The following is a 15,684-nucleotide window of genomic DNA, read 5'->3' as shown; positions in this document are numbered from 1 at the left end:
ACAGCAAGGGTGCAAGCCCTTCCTTATCAGTTTTGCGTTAACTTGGGCGAACCGTCTTCAAATGCAATCGATATCCTTGTCACATCCTCGGTCAATTCATTCGGAGTTGCGCAGAAACATGTTGCCTCAGGCAGTTCAATCCATTTAACAGACAGGAGCTAGCGCCAGCGCTTCGCTTTTAGTAATCTGTTAACTGCGTTTATTCGGGCAATCTTAGCCAAGCGGCATTAGATTAAGTTCATTATTGGGAGTCCCGTTCCTTATTTGCGGATGGACTCCTTCAACGGAACCGGGATGTAGACTCCACCTATGCGATTGATAGAGTTGTACATCCTGCGCCGCGTGGCGATCATGTTCCTCGCTGTGCTGGGCGCGGCGGTGGGCATTACGTGGACGGTGCAGGTGCTTCAGCGCATCGACTTTCTGACAACCAGCGGCCAGACTTTTCAGACGATCATTCAGTTCAGTTCACTTTTGATCCCGTCTGCCATTCCGCTGGTGATGCCCTTTGCGCTGATCATCGCCATCACGCAGACACTTTCGACGATGAACCAGGATTCGGAGCTTGTCGTCATCAATGCATCCGGCGCTCCCCGCAGTGCGGTGATGCGCCCGATCCTGATGCTGGCCGCCGTGATTTCCATCGTTTCGTTTCTGGTCGCCAATTATGTCGATCCTTATGCACGCATGAACATGCGCGCCATGATCGCCAATGCCAGCGCAGACCTCGTCAATCTGATCGTGCAGGAAGGCAGCTTCCGCAAGCTTGCCGATAATCTGTATATTCAAGTGGCTGAACGCCGTGCCGATGGCAGCATCGGTGGTCTTTTCATCGCCGATTCCCGCGATCCGTCGCTCGATCTCATCTACTACGCAGCCGATGGCGGCATCGCCACGACGGATACCGGCGCCAATATGCTTCTGATGCAGAATGGCGAAGTGCAGCGCCGTAGTGTGTCGGATGGCACTGTTTCGATCATCAAGTTCGATTCCTATGCCTTCGACCTCAGCCAGTTTGCCTCGGCAGGCGACGATTACGTGATATATGCCAAGGATCGTCCGTTGTCCTATCTGCTCAATCCGGACCCGAACGACCCCGTTCTGCAAACGCGCCCGCTTCGCTATAAGGCTGAGCTGCATCGCCGCATGACACAGTGGCTCTATCCGGTGGTGTTCGCCATGATCGCACTGGCTTTCGCGGGCGATTCCCGCTCGCATCGTGAAGCGCGCATCTCGGCATCGTTCTCGGCAATCAGCACCGCCCTTCTCATCTATTGGGCCGGCTATTTCGCCTCGGATCGCGCCGACAAGGATGCATCCTATATTCTCGTCATGTATCTCGTGCCGATTGCCGTTATGCTCGTGACCGGGTTTGCGCTAGCCACCGGACGCAGTATCGGGCTGCCCAGCAAGTGGAACGACCGGATTCTCGACAACTTCGATCGCCTCAAGCAGATTGTCTCCGATCTCTATGATCGCGTGATGGGCCGCTTCCGCGGCAATGCGGGAGGTCAGGCATGATCGGTTGGACGCTCGGTCGTTACTTCTTCACGCGCTACGTGCAGATCACCTTCTATTTTCTGCTCGGCATTTTCGCGCTTTCAATGCTTCTCGACTTCACCGAGAACGCAAGCAAGCTTGCGAACCTGCCTGATTATACGGTGTGGGCGGCGCTTGGACTTTCCGCCATGCGCGTGCCTTTCATCATGCAGCAGATGATTCCATTCGTGGCGCTGTTCTCGGCAATGGCGACGCTTATTTCGCTGAACCGTAAATATGAGCTGGTCGTCGCGCGTTCGGTCGGTGTCTCGGCCTGGCAGTTTTTGCTGCCTGCCTGTTTCGGCGCGTTTCTGTTCGGCGTTGCGACGATTTTCGTGCTCAATCCGCTCGCCGCTTATGGGTTCTCCAAGGCTGAAGAAATCGCGGCGACATGGAAAAACGGCACGACTACCGATGTTTCCGCGCTGCGTGATCCCTGGCTTCGCCAGAAGACAGATGAAGGCGAAACCATCATTGGCGCAAAGAGCATTCTGGATCAGGGCGCAACGCTTTCCGACGCGACTTTTATCCAGTTCGATAGCCAGAAGAATATCAGCGTGCGCTACGACGCACGCACCGCCCAGCTGATGGATGGTCATTGGCAGCTCACCGACGCGACACGATTCGCGCGCGGCGAAGAGCCCAAGAAATTGGATAGCTTTTCTATCCCCACACAGCTTCGTCCGGAATATGTCGAAGAGAAGCTCGCTTCTCCCGATACGATTCCCTTCACTCAACTACGACACAAGATCGAAGTCGCGCGTTCATTCGGCTATTCGGCAAACGCATTTGACATGCAATACCAGTCACTTCTGGCTTTGCCTGCGCTTCTGATGGCGATGACGCTCATCGCTGCAACGGTGTCCCTGAAATTTGTGCGTTTCGGTCAGTCCGGCGCGATGATTCTGGGTGGCGTTGTTGCTGGCTTCATGCTTTATGTCGTTTCGGTACTGGTCAAAGCGTTCGGCAATGCGGGATTCGTTCCGCCGTTCGTAGCTGCCTGGGTTCCTGTGATTATTGCGACATTCTTTGGTGTCTCCTTTTTGTTGCATAAGGAGGATGGTTAGTGGGTTTGAGTAACACCCGCATGGTATTGCCCCATCTGCTCTCACGCTTCTCGCGTGGGACGGCGTTGGCGTGCGTCCTTGCTTTGCCTTTCATTTCTGTCGCAGCCATGCCCTCGCCCGCTTTGGCGCAGGAGGCACTCGGAGCCAATTACAAGAGCGATCCGAATGCTCGGATGCTTCTGCAGGCCGATGAGCTCGTCTATGATCGCGATGTAAACACCGTTACCGCTCAAGGTCGGGTGAAGATCGAGTATGACGGCAATCGTCTTGTCGCCGATAAGGTGACCTATAATCAGCAGACGCGCCGCATGACCGCGACCGGGAATGTTGAGGTCGTCGAGCGTGACGGCAACAAGATCTATTCCGATCATATGGATGTCACCGACAGTTTCCGCGACGGCTTCGTGAATGGCCTGCGCGTCGAGACGACGGACAATACCCGTTTTGCCGCTGAAAGCGCCGAGCGCAGCAACGGCGAAATCACGACATTCAATAACGGCGTCTACACGGCTTGCGAAGCCTGTAAGAAAGACCCCGACAGGCCTGTTCTGTGGCAGATCAAGGCCCGCAAGATCATCTGGAACAGCACCACGAAGACCGTTCGTTTTGAACGCGGTCAGTTCGAATTCCTAGGCATGCCGCTGGCATGGTTCCCTGCCTTCGAAATGGCTGACCCGACGGTCAAGCGCAAGAGCGGCTTCCTGTTCCCCGGCTTCGCCTACAAAGACGATCTGGGTTTCGGTATCAAGAATTCCTATTTCTGGAACCTCGCGCCAAACTACGACGTGACGTTTTCGTCGACCTATTACACGAAGCAAGGCTTCCTGAACGAAGCCGAGTGGCGTCATCGTCTGGAGAACGGCACCTATAATCTGCGTATAGCAGGCATGCATCAGGCCAAGCCGGGCGAGTTCGATGTCGCGACTGTTGATCGCGATGTCGACAATCGCGGCATGGTCGCATCGAAGGGTGATTTCGAGATCAATTCGCGCTGGCGTTACGGCTGGGACATCATGGCCCAGAGTGATCGCAATTTCAGCCGTACCTACAATCTCGAAGGGTATAATGCTGGAACGCAGGTTTCGAAAATTTACCTGACCGGCATCAACAACCGTAATTACTTCGATCTGAATTTCTATCGCTTCAATGTGCAGGAATCATTGCTGCCGGATAATCCGAGCGAGATTCATTCGAAGCAGCCTTGGGTTTTCCCTAGCCTGGATTATTCCTACACGCTGCCTGAACCCGTCTATGGCGGCGAGCTGAACATCAACACCAACTTGCAGGCGCTTTATCGCCAGAACGATAATGTGACGCCTTTGGGTACTCGCTATCCGCGTGTGCCTGGTTTTGGTGGAACAAGCGCTCGTTTGACAAGCGAAGCGGAATGGCAACGCACGTATATTTCGCCATCCGGTTTGGTTATCACGCCGTTGCTCGCTTTGCGGGCTGATGCAATTGGTGCCAATACCAACCTCGATCTTTCATCAGCTGGCTATACAGACGCCGTCGTGCGCTCGGAAGCGCTTCGGGCAATGGCGACCGCTGGTCTTGAACTGCGCTGGCCGATCCTGTTCTCGACGACCAGTTCGACGCATATCATTGAACCGATTGCGCAGATTTATGTGCGTAACAATGAGCGTTATGCTGGCGAACTGCCGAACGAAGACGCCCAGAGCTTCGTGTTTGACGCGACGAACCTGTTCTCGCGTGACAAGTTCTCTGGCTATGACCGTGTTGAAGGTGGCACGCGCGCCAATCTCGGCTTCCGCTATTCCGGCAACTTCAACAACAGCGACTGGTCGCTTTATGCATTGGCAGGTCAGTCGTTCCAGCTTGGGGGCCTGAACTCTTATGCGGCAAGCGACTTCCTGAATGTTGGCGCAGATTCGGGCCTCGACAGTGCACGCTCGGACTATGTCGCGATGATCGGCACGTCCAATTCGACTGGTCTGGCGCTGGCGGCACGTGGTCGTTTCGACAAGGACAGCCTGTCCGTGCGTCGTGGCGAACTTGAAGTGCAGCAGAGCTGGAAAAAGCTGACACTGACAGCGCAATATGCGTACATCACGCCGCAGCCCGCCTATGGCTATAACGATCTGCGTCAGGAAGTAAGCGGCACGGCTTCGGCCAAGATCAACGCCAACTGGCGGGTATTCGGTTCAGGTACTTATGACCTCGTGTCCAGCACGCTGGTCCGCGCGTCGTCTGGCCTTGCCTATGACGATGAATGCTTCACCTATATGATGGCTTACACACAGACGCGTAACCCAGGTGAAGAAAAGGCATCGCACGGTATCGGGTTCAATATCTCGCTGCGTACGCTCGGTGACATCGGCAGTGGCACCCAGACCTTCTAAGGTTTATGGTCGGGAACATATTCTTTTGTTTCCGACCATATCTGCTCTGGGGCTTTTCATAGAAAAATCTCGGCACCAAGAAATTGCGGTTTCGTTCAGTAAGCAGCCCTCAATCGTCTTGTAAAATGCGCGAGGGTCATTGTTTCGCCGCACTGCCTCCTCTATACAGACAGCACTATAGTTGGTTTCCGATACTCTTGCGGCTCGATGACAAGCATATCCGAAACCGAATGAACACATCCGGTGAAGGGCTTCATTCACCGACCGCAAGGAAATCGGGAAACAAGATGATGTTTGCAAGACCTCTTTTCGCCTCCCTGTTAAGCGCAACTGTCTGTCTGACGGCGCTCGGCACGGTTGCACTTCCCTCCTCGGCTCTCGCCGCAGGGGAAGGTGAGGTCAAAGTTGTTGTGTCCGGCAATGCCATCACCAATGGCGATATCCAGCACCGGGTCGCTTTTTTGAAGCTGCAGCGCAAGGGCGGCGGCAATCTCACCCAGCTCGCACGTCAGGAACTGACTGACGAAATGCTGAAGCGGATTGAGATGAAGAGCCGCAACATTGGCGTTTCCGATCAGGAAGTCGATCAGGCCTATGCAGGATTTGCATCACGCAACAAGATGACCCTCGCCCAGATGAACCAGGTGTTGAATCAGGCAGGCGTTACGCCGGACCACTTCAAGAAATACATCATGGTCCAGATGGGCTGGGGACGCCTTGTCAGCGCCCGTTTCCGTGCAACCGGCATGGTCAGCGAGCAGGATGCCGTACAGCGTATGCTGAAGGATGGCGGCAAGAAGCCAGTCGCGACGGAATATCATCTCCAGCAGGTAATTTTCGTTGTACCGACCTCGAAGCGGTCTCCGGCACTTCTCGCCAAGCGTCGTCAGGAAGCCAATGCGCTTCGTTCACGCTTCCAGAGCTGTGACGCCACGCGCCAGCAGGCCAAGGGCATCATCGATGTGACCGTCCGCGATCTCGGACGCATCATTGAACAGCAGCTACCGGGCGAATGGGCCAAGGATGTGAAGGCTGCGGGCGTAGGTCGCACGACACCGCCGCACGACACCGAAAAGGGCGTCGAATTCCTCGCAGTCTGCGCCACACGCCAGCTTTCCGACGACCGCGTGGCACAGCTCGTTTTCTCCATGGAGGGAGCGGACTCGCCAGAAGGTCAGGAAAAGAAGGCCGACGCGCTCTCCACCAAATATCTGGAAGAGCTGCGCAAGAAGGCCACCATCGTTAATCGCTAATATTCCGGCGACGGCGACGCTGCCGTTCAGGATAAGGCACTAATATGAGCTGGCACGGTATCTTCCGGTTGCCAGCTTTTATTTTTGGAATCAAAGCTATGTGCGCAAAGTCTGTCCTTCCGCTCGCGGTTAGTATCGGCGACCCGTCGGGTGTCGGCGCGGATATTGCGCTGGCCCTCTGGCTCAAGCGGGATGAACTGTCCCTGCCGCCCTTCGTGCTGCTGGCCGATCCTGCACAATTGGCTGCGCGTGCACGGCTTCTCGGTCTCGACGTCCAGATCGAGGCGGTTGCAGATGCAGCCGCATCACGCGACATTTTTGCGCGCGCAATGCCCGTCCTGCAGCTCGTCAACACACACACGGAAAGCCCCGGCAAGCCGCTGGCCGAAAACGCTGCCGGTACAGTTGAGGCGATTGAACGCGCCGTCGCTCTCACGCTCGCTGGCGAGACGTCCGCTGTCGTCACCTGCCCGATTGCCAAGAAGCCGCTCTACGAGGCAGGGTTCCGGCATCCGGGACATACAGAATTTCTGGCAGAGCTTGCGAGCCGTCACGCCGGAACAGCGCTCACGCCTGTGATGATGCTGGCCGGACCGCAGTTGCGTGCAGTGCCGGTGACTATTCACATCCCGCTTGCCGAAGTGCCGCGACAGCTCACGACCGAGAACATTCTCGAAGTGTCGCGCATTACGGCGCGCGAACTGCGCGAACGGTTCGGCATTGCCAAGCCGCGTCTGGCGCTTTCTGGCCTCAACCCCCACGCGGGCGAAGGCGGCGCTCTGGGCAAGGAAGACGATACAATCATTTTCCCCGCCGTGGAGCAGCTTTTGCGCGACGGTATCAACGTGCGCGGCCCCCTGCCCGCCGATACGATGTTCCACCCACAGGCGCGTGCAGCTTACGATGCCGCGATCTGCATGTATCACGATCAGGCGCTGATTCCTGCCAAGGCGCTGGCTTTCGACGAAACGGTCAATGTGACGCTCGGCCTGCCCTTTATCCGCACCTCGCCCGACCACGGCACAGCGTTCGACATTGCAGGTCAGGGTATCGCACGACCAGACAGCCTGATTGCAGCGATCCGGCTTGCCCACGAACTGGCAGAAAATACGACAGGTACCAAGGCATGAGCATCGACAACCTGCCCCCGCTTCGCGAAGTCCTCGAACGGCATGATCTGATGCCGAAGAAGTCGCTCGGGCAGAATTTTCTGTTCGATCTCAATCTGACGTCCAAGATCGCTCGTCAGGCAGGTGACCTTAAAGACCAGCCTGTCATCGAGGTCGGCCCCGGCCCCGGCGGACTGACCCGCGCCCTTCTGGCGCAAGGCGCCTATGTAACGGCTATCGAGCGCGACGAACGCTGCCTTGAGGCACTGGCGGAGATCGAAGCGCATTATCCGGGCCGCCTGCGGATCATTTCCGGCGATGCCCTGGAGCAGGATTTCAAGACACGGTTTCCCGATGGGCCGAAGCCACGGATCGTCGCCAATCTGCCCTATAATGTCGGCACACAATTGTTGCTGAACTGGCTTCTGGTTGAGCCGTGGCCGCCCTTCTATTCCTCCATGACCTTGATGTTCCAGCGCGAAGTGGCCGAACGCATCGTGGCCGCACCCGACAGCGATCATTATGGCCGCCTCGGCGTGCTGGCGGGCTGGCGAACGAAATCGAGAATCGCTTTCGACGTGCCGCCGCAGGCCTTTACGCCCCCGCCGAAAGTCATGTCGTCAGTGGTTCACATCGTACCGCTGGAAAACCCGCTGCCCTGCAATGCAGCAGCACTCGGCCAGGTGACGCAGGCCGCTTTCGGTCAAAGACGGAAAATGCTGCGCCAGAGCCTGAAACCTATCGGCGGCGCGGCCCTTCTTGAAAAGACCGGTATTGACGGAACGCGCCGCGCCGAAACGCTGAGCGTTGAAGAATTCGTCGCTCTGGCGAATGCCTATCGCCCGTAATCGTCGGCTCAGTGGCGACCGTGGCCGCCACCAGCAGGGCCTGCCCCTTGATGGCCACCAAGCCGATCATGCGGTTCAGCTCTATCCTTGGCGTCTGAACCATCTTTCAGAATAGGCAGCGCCATTTCATCGACGATCTGACCGACATGATCAATTTCCTCGCGGAAGCTCGACAGTGACGAACCGGAGAGCTTTTCGCCGGCATTAAGGCGCGCGGTCAATGGATCGACATACTGATCGCCGACCTTCAATTCATAATAGAGATGCGGACCTGTCGAATAGCCGGTTGAGCCAACATAGGCGATGACTTCGCCCTGCTTCACATGCTGGCCGATGCGCAGCCCCGACTTGGCGGAAGCAAGATGGGCGTAGGTGGTGCTGTATCCGCCCTGATGGCGAATACGGACATATTTGCCATATCCCTTTTCCGACGAAATCACCTCGACCACACCATCGCCCGCAGCCACGATCGGTGAGCCGATCGGCGCGTCGTAATCCACGCCGTTGTGGTGCTTGCGGACATGCAGAACCGGGTGGATACGCCAGCCGAAACCGTCATTGAGACGTCCATTCGGCAAAGGCTTGTGCATCAGATATTTGGTCATCGAGGAGCCATCCTCGTTGAAATAGTCCGTTGCACCGCCCGCACCTTCGTGACGGTAGAGACGTTTGCTTTTGCCATTCGTGGTGAATTCCACAAAGACCAGCTCGGGGTCCGTCTCCGCGCTTCTCCTGAAAAGCAGGTCAATCAAATCGGGAGAATTGGTGCCCTTCTCCAGCACGACGCCGTTCTGCTCGGCAAGCTTTTCGACATCGTGCACGATGTCGCGTGGTGCGCCAGCCTGAACCAGTCTTGTTTCGATGCTGCCATCACTGCTGACCGCCGGAACCGAAGGATGATAAGCGCTCAGCATCGCATCGCGGGACAGACGCGCGAACAGGCGCTCATTACCAGTGGCGTGAAACACACCATCATCCGCTCGTCCATAGACAGCCTTGTTGGCATTGCCGTGGTTGAAGCGTGCGAGCGACACATGGGCAGCGGCATCGCTACCGTCTTTCTTATCGACCAACAGTTCCAGATTGTCGCCCGGCAGTAATTCAGTACGGGCCAGCGCTTCTTCAAGCCTTTGACTGTCTTCGGCAGCAATACCAGCCGCCTGCAAAAGCGCCTCTATACGTTCCCGCGATTGTGGCGCGACGATGATTTCATGCACATCGGCTTTCTGGTGTACTGCGGGTTTGGCAAGGCTGACATTGACCGGAATGCCTCGCTCCAGTTCGGAGAGCGACTGCGTCGGCTCGCCAACCGCATTAGGTTTTGCCGCTATCGTCGTTCCATCCATCGCGTCATCGATGGCAGGCCGTCTGGCGTCACGGCCTTTCACGTCCAGCACCACATGCTGATAGGTGTAGAGGCGCGGATCGCCATCCTCGACGCCTTCCGCAATATCGATGCGGCGCGATACACGATGGCTCATATCGTTGTTCACTGCAGGCACCAGCCGCGCGTCTTTGGCGGCGGCATGATGCTGGCGAACCAAAGCTGTCGGGTTGGTGAAGGCTGGCTGTGCGGCATGGCCGTGGCGCACAAGCCCGCCGGTTGCCAGTATCAAACCGCCACCTGCAATGACGGTGGCAGAGGCAAGCGCCAGACAGAAACGCAGATGCGTGCGCAAGGAAAAACGAACCCAGCGCACCGGCCCGAGACTACGGTGCGAGAGTGGTTCCGTCTTCAAATTTGCGCCGGCGGATGCGAACGCTGACCCAGATGGGGCCGTTGCCGCAACCGCACGCTTGCGATGGGAGTATCCTGCCCTCAGGCCCATTCCGACAATTCTCTAGGTTCTTCATAAATATTGGCGGAAGTGTTGCTGACACAGCGGCTAAAATAAGACCTCCGGCGGGTTATCCACCGAAGGTGAATCACAAATTATTTACGATTTGCCGATCAGCCACGCGCCCGATTGCGACGATGCTGCGAAAGTGTCGACCATGTGTAGAGTGCAAGCCCTGCCCAGATGAGCACGAAAGCAGCAAGCTGCGCGGTCGAAAACGGCTCGTGGAAGATAAAAATCGCGAAGAAAAACAACATGGTGGGCGTCATGTACTGCATCAGCCCCAGCGTTGTGTAGCGCAGCAACTTTGCTCCGCCCGCGTAAAGAATAAGCGGGATGGCAGTTACCGGACCGGCAAGCAGCAACAGGCCAACATTGGAGACCGGGCCAGCCAGGAAATGTTCCTGCCCTTGCGAACTCAGGAAGGCCACATAGGCAAGCGCCGGAACGCACAGGATCAGCACTTCAAGCGTGAAGCCCTGCAAAGGCGGCATTGGAAGCGACTTGCGGAAGAACCCGTAGAGACCGAAGGTCAGCGGCAAAGCCAGTGATACCCATGGCAAGCCACCGGCATTGAAGGTGAGCAGCAGAACCGCCGCCACGGCAAAGCCAACAGCAATATACTGGGCCTTGCTCAACCTCTCGCCGAGAAACAGGCCACCGAGCACCACATTGAACAGCGGATTGATATAATAGCCGAGCGCAGCGCCCATGACCTGATCATGCGCGACCGCCCAGACATAGATTGTCCAGTTGATGGTGATCAGAGCTGCGGTCAGTCCTGCCATCGCAAGCATGCGCGGCTGACGAACAGCATTGAGGATATCCTTGAACTGCCCCAGCGCCAACAGCAGCAGCAACGCAACCGGCACCGACCAGATAACGCGGTGAGACACGACTTCCATGGCGGGAATATGGGCTACAGCTTTCAGATAAAACGGCAGCGCGCCCCAAAGCGCATAAGCGCCGAACGCCATAAGAAAACCTCTGGACCCATCCGAAAGACGGGCATCGGACAAGGTCTGGTCGGTCATTGTCTCTCTCCGCTCGAAAGCACAGCTGCTTTTGAGTAAATCGCATAGCAGATGGCTTGATCAGCCATTGCTATGCGCTTCTCAACTCATAAAATCCATTCAATTAAAATGATTGAAGCATCAATCCTGGTGAATGATGAGTACTATTCCGCAGCTGCGAGCCCGGCCATGGAGCGGTTTTTCATGAGCTTGAAATTCACGGAATCCATCAAGGCCTGGAACGACGCATCGATGATATTGTCCGAAACTCCGACTGTGCGCCAACGCGCACCGGTCGCATCGCCGGATTCGATCAGCACGCGCGTGATAGCCGCCGTACCGCCATTGAGGATACGCACCTTGAAGTCCACCAGTTCGAGATCTTCGATTTCCGCCTGATAGCGACCGAGGTCCTTGCGCAGCGCAATGTCGAGTGCGTTGACCGGACCATGCCCTTCGGCAACGGACATGCGGACTTCGCCATCGACCTCCACCTTGACCACCGCTTCCGACACCGTCTTCAGCATGCCATTGGCATCGAACCGGCGTTCAACGAGGCACCGGAACGACTCCACCTTGAAGAATTCCGGCTGCGGAGTAAGCATGTTGCGCGCCAAAAGCTCGAAGCTCGCATCGGCGCCCTCATAGGCATAGCCCTCGGCCTCGCGCTCCTTGACCAGCGTGATCAGCGTATCGAGGCGCACGTCGTCCTTGGCAACACGAATGCCGCGACGCTCCAGCTCGGCGATGAAATTCGACTTGCCGCCCTGATCCGAAACCATGACGCGACGGCTGTTGCCGACCGTTTCCGGCGGCACATGTTCATAGGTCTGCGGTTCCTTGAGCAAGGCCGAGGCATGGATGCCCGCTTTCGTGGCGAAAGCTGATGTGCCGGTATAAGGCGCTTGTTCGGTCGGCGGACGGTTCAAAATGTCGTCGAAGGCGCGCGAGATGCGGGTGATCGCCTTCAGCGAGGCAGGCTTGATACCCAGTTCAAAACGCTCGGACCAATAGGGCTTGAGCAGCAGCGTCGGGATCAGCGAAACCAGATTGGCATTGCCGCAGCGTTCGCCAATACCGTTCAGCGTGCCTTGCACATGTCGCACGCCGGCATCAATGGCGGCGAGTGAAACCGCAACAGCCTGTTCGGTATCGTTATGGGCGTGGATGCCGAGGCTCTCGCCGGGAACCACGGCCTTCACCGCATTGACGATTTCAGCAATCTCATGCGGCTGCGTGCCGCCATTGGTGTCGCACAGGACAACCCAGCGCGCGCCAGCCGTATAAGCCGCCTTGGCGCATTCCAGCGCATAGTCCGGGTTCGCCTTGTAGCCATCGAAGAAATGCTCGCAATCGACCAGCGCTTCGCGACCGGCCATGCGCGCAGCCGTCACCGACGCGGTGATCGATTCCAGATTTTCCTCATTGGTGCAGCCAAGTGCGAGACGCACATGATAGTCCCAGCTTTTGGCCACGAAACAGACGGCATCGGCGGATGCCTGCAACAGGCTCGACAGGCCCGGATCATTCGACGCGGAGATACCGGCGCGCTTTGTCATGCCGAAGGCGGTGAACTTGGACCGCGAGGTCTGACGGCGTTTGAAGAAAGTCGTATCGGTCGGATTTGCGCCCGGATAGCCGCCCTCAACATAATCGACGCCCAGTTCCTCAAGCAGCGCGACAATCGACTTCTTGTCTTCGACAGAAAAATCAATGCCGGGGGTTTGTTGTCCATCCCGCAAGGTCGTGTCGTAGATGTAGATGCGTTCGCGTGCCATAAGTGCCTGCCTGTCGGTGGGTCTGCTGTTGGTCCAACGTTACCGTTGCGGCCAATTATCTGTGTCGTAGTCCGGATGCTGGTAGGAAATCAGCGTTCTGACGAATTCGATGCTCTCCGGATCGCGTTCGGTTGCATAGCCGGGAAGATCTGCAAGTCCGCTCACATAGGGAAGCTGCTTCTCGATCCCCCATTGAACCGTTGGCTCGACTTCCTCCGGCGCGTCGAACGCACCGATGGCGAGCGCGATGCCATCGGGCGCTTCATAAGTCAGCGGGGTTCCGCATTCCGGACAGAACCCGCGCTGGACATGGTTGGATGAGCGAAAACGCTTCGGCTCGCCACGCGTCCATTCCAGTTTTGCCTCATCGACGGAAACCAGCGGCGCATAGAAATTGCCGAAGGCCTTCTGGCACATGCGACAATGACAGATGGAAGCCGAACCCAAGGCACCATCGACGCGGAAACGAACCGCGCCGCATTGGCAGCCACCGGTATAAATCGGCTTATTATCGAGCGTCATGCCGTCCTCCCTTATCAACGACCGCTGCTTGAATTATCGTCAGCCTACCACATCCCACGTCGTCATGCGCTCGCCGGTGGCAGGATCCTTGCCGTCCTTGAGCTGCACGCCTTCTGCGAGAAGCGCATCGCGGATGCGATCGGCTTCCGCAAAGTTCTTCTCCTTGATGAAGCGCAGGCGTTCCGCAATGCGGGCCTCGATGGCATCCGTATCGACATTCACCCTGGCAAAGACCGGCACATCCTCAGCCGTCACGAAGTAAGGATCGAGCAGACCCATCAGCGCCATGCCCTCGCCCAGCGTCGCAATATCCTTGTTCTTGAACGCCTTGCGCAACGCGGTAATCGCAACCCAGCTGTTCAGATCGTCGGACAGGGCTTCCATCACTTCACCGATTGCGGACAGCTTTTCCGGCACGACGAACTTGGCATCGCGCAGCAGACCATACCAGCGGCGCAGTTCGTCAGACGATTCAGCAAGACGCTGTGCCGTCCAGTTGATCGGCTCGCGATAATGGGTTTGCAGCATCGACAGACGCGCAGCCAGACCAACCCAGCGGTCACGGGCTGCGTTGTCGTCCCACTCACCCAACTGCGGCAAGCCTTCATTCAGTACGTCACGAATGGTGATGAAATTGCCGAGCGATTTCGACATTTTCTGCCCTTCGACTTGCAGGAAGCCGTTATGCATCCAGATATTGGCCATCCGCTCGGTGCCGAATGCGCAGCAGGACTGCGCGATTTCGTTCTCGTGGTGCGGGAAGACCAGATCAATACCGCCGCCGTGAATATCGAAGCGGTTCTTTTCCGGATCATCACATTTCAGCCCGCCGCCAAACGGCTCCAGAAGCTTGGCCATCGACATAGCCGAGCATTCGATGTGCCAGCCCGGACGGCCAAGCGTCTCGATGCCTGACGGCGACGGCCAGCCCGGTTCACCTTCCTTCGAAGGCTTCCACAGCACGAAATCCATCTCGTCGCGCTTGTAGGAGGCAACGTCGACACGCGCACCTGCCAGCATTTCGTCGAGCGAACGGCGCGCCAATGCGCCATAGCGCGGGCCGCCAAATGTCTTGACGCGCTCGTTCATGGCAGACGGTGAAAACAGCACATGATCTTCGGCCACATAGGCGACGCCGATAGCAACCAGACGGTCGATCATCGCACGCATTTCGTCCAAATGCTCGGTCGCGCGTGGCTGAAAGCTCGGCGCCAGATTGCCCAGTGCCGTCACATCGGCCTGAAACTGCGCATTGGTGCTTTCCGTCACACGGCGGATGGCCTCGTTGAAGGCCAAATCCGGATAATCGCGGACGGCGCGCGCATTGATCTTGTCGTCAACGTCGGTGATGTTGCGCGCATAGGTGACGTGTTCGACACCGTAAACCTGGCGCAAAAGCCGGAAAAGAATGTCGAAGACGATGACCGGACGCGCATTGCCGATATGGGCAAAATCATAGACGGTGGGTCCGCAGACATACATGCGCACATTGTCGGCATCGATGGGGGAAAAATCCTCCTTCGTGCGGGTCAGCGTATTGTAAAGACGCAATTGCGGCGCATCAGCCATTGTAACCATTCCCCAAAGTAACCAGCAAAATCCAAGTGAATTCAATGCACGACGGATCGCAGCCATCTGGCCGGGGCGTTATCATCCTGTTTTATGAAAGGGAGACGAAAACGGCCGGGCCAGCAGGCTGCTAGCCAATAATGATCGCACAAATACAAATGTTCGTGGTCGGCGTTTTCATGGCAGCACTTATCCCTGTCCGATGAACCACAGTCAAGCGCTTTTGCTTGTGCGCGATTATTTTGCCGCGAAGGTGTGGAGCTTCGCCAGGAGCCATTTTGGGGGCTTGAACGGAAGCCGGAAGTTTCGTCATATCGTGATGGTAGTGAGGCTTGGCTTCACTACAAGCAACCAGCGGAGCGACCCTATGAAATGCCTGCGCATCTACGCTTCTGCGGATGGAGAATCACATTTCGATGAAATCGAATTGCCGACGACGAAAAGGTCGGTGCATCCCGATGCCGTGCCATTCGACGTAACGGCCAGCTATCCTGCGTCACGCGTGCGCCTCACCCATATTCCGACAGGGATGCGACCCGTCGCATGGCATACCGTGCCCGAGCCCGTATTGACAGTCAGGCTGGACGGTTCGGTGGAATATGAAACGAGCGATGGAGAAATCCGCCATGTTCCGGCTGGCAGCTTTGTGCTGGTTGCGGATGCGCACGGCAAAGGTCACCTGTCGCGTCACTCCCCCGAAGCGCAAACCGTCATCTGGATTTCCCTGCCGAACGGCTTCGATCTGCCGCCCGCCTAAGTCACATTCCAAGACATCTGCCAAAATGTTG

12 protein-coding genes are annotated in these 15,684 nt (G+C 57.1%); 7 read left to right on the top strand and 5 right to left on the bottom strand.

Annotated features, from left to right (window positions below; translation table 11 throughout):
* Positions 1 to 309: 309 nt before the first annotated feature.
* The 6 genes from lptF (at position 310) to rsmA (ending at position 8,176) form a co-directional block, all read left to right on the top strand.
* A complete protein-coding gene (gene lptF / locus FHW03_RS07835; RefSeq protein WP_182520141.1) occupies positions 310 to 1,521 on the top strand; it encodes an LPS export ABC transporter permease LptF in 1,212 nt (403 codons plus the stop codon).
* Positions 1,518 to 2,606 (top strand): LPS export ABC transporter permease LptG, encoded by a 1,089-nt coding sequence (lptG, locus tag FHW03_RS07830; protein WP_182520140.1) that lies wholly within the window; start codon positions 1,518 to 1,520, stop codon positions 2,604 to 2,606. Before lptF ends, lptG begins: the two co-directional genes overlap by 4 nt.
* Before the next feature lie 20 nt (positions 2,607 to 2,626).
* Complete coding sequence (locus FHW03_RS07825) at positions 2,627 to 4,966, top strand: LPS-assembly protein LptD (protein ID WP_182520465.1); 2,340 nt, start codon at positions 2,627 to 2,629, stop codon at positions 4,964 to 4,966.
* 287 nt (positions 4,967 to 5,253) lie between these two features.
* A complete protein-coding gene (locus FHW03_RS07820) occupies positions 5,254 to 6,219 on the top strand; it encodes a peptidylprolyl isomerase (protein WP_182520139.1) in 966 nt (321 codons plus the stop codon).
* 98 nt (positions 6,220 to 6,317) lie between these two features.
* Positions 6,318 to 7,349: a 4-hydroxythreonine-4-phosphate dehydrogenase PdxA gene (gene pdxA / locus FHW03_RS07815; RefSeq protein ID WP_182520138.1), complete on the top strand. Its 1,032-nt coding sequence runs from the start codon at positions 6,318 to 6,320 to the stop codon at positions 7,347 to 7,349.
* Complete coding sequence (gene rsmA, locus FHW03_RS07810; protein WP_182520137.1) at positions 7,346 to 8,176, top strand: 16S rRNA (adenine(1518)-N(6)/adenine(1519)-N(6))-dimethyltransferase RsmA; 831 nt, start codon at positions 7,346 to 7,348, stop codon at positions 8,174 to 8,176. The genes pdxA and rsmA overlap by 4 nt, the downstream gene beginning before the upstream one ends.
* An 8-nt stretch (positions 8,177 to 8,184) precedes the next feature.
* On the opposite strand, the gene FHW03_RS07805 is transcribed toward rsmA, so the two are convergent.
* The 5 genes from FHW03_RS07805 to cysS all read right to left on the bottom strand — a co-directional run bounded on the left by FHW03_RS07805 (position 8,185) and on the right by cysS (position 14,896).
* Positions 8,185 to 10,005 carry a M23 family metallopeptidase gene (locus FHW03_RS07805; RefSeq protein WP_182520136.1) on the bottom strand — a complete coding sequence of 607 codons (1,821 nt, stop codon included), beginning with the start codon at positions 10,003 to 10,005 and terminating at the stop codon, positions 8,185 to 8,187.
* Positions 10,006 to 10,127: 122 nt separating this feature from the next.
* The gene (gene rarD, locus FHW03_RS07800; RefSeq protein ID WP_182520135.1) at positions 10,128 to 11,048 is read right to left on the bottom strand and encodes an EamA family transporter RarD; all 921 of its coding nucleotides are present in this window, start codon (positions 11,046 to 11,048) and stop codon (positions 10,128 to 10,130) included.
* 143 nt (positions 11,049 to 11,191) lie between these two features.
* On the bottom strand, positions 11,192 to 12,805 hold the full coding sequence (cimA, locus tag FHW03_RS07795; RefSeq protein WP_182520134.1) for a citramalate synthase: 1,614 nt from the start codon (positions 12,803 to 12,805) through the stop codon (positions 11,192 to 11,194).
* 39 nt (positions 12,806 to 12,844) lie between these two features.
* Positions 12,845 to 13,327, bottom strand: a complete 483-nt coding sequence (locus FHW03_RS07790) for a GFA family protein (protein ID WP_182520133.1) — start codon at positions 13,325 to 13,327, stop codon at positions 12,845 to 12,847.
* A gap of 39 nt (positions 13,328 to 13,366) precedes the next feature.
* A complete protein-coding gene (gene cysS, locus FHW03_RS07785; RefSeq protein WP_182520132.1) occupies positions 13,367 to 14,896 on the bottom strand; it encodes a cysteine--tRNA ligase in 1,530 nt (509 codons plus the stop codon).
* 367 nt (positions 14,897 to 15,263) lie between these two features.
* Here cysS and FHW03_RS07780 point away from each other — a divergent pair, with 367 nt between their 5' ends.
* Positions 15,264 to 15,653 carry a hypothetical protein gene (locus tag FHW03_RS07780; protein ID WP_182520131.1) on the top strand — a complete coding sequence of 130 codons (390 nt, stop codon included), beginning with the start codon at positions 15,264 to 15,266 and terminating at the stop codon, positions 15,651 to 15,653.
* The last annotated feature ends 31 nt before the right edge of the window (positions 15,654 to 15,684 follow it).

Origin of the sequence: Ochrobactrum sp. RH2CCR150 (genome assembly GCA_014138095.1) — a bacterium.
GTDB lineage: Bacteria > Pseudomonadota > Alphaproteobacteria > Rhizobiales > Rhizobiaceae > Brucella > Brucella gambitense.
The sequence above is the reverse complement of the archived record's forward strand: the minus strand, read 5'-3'. Positions and strand labels throughout refer to the sequence as shown.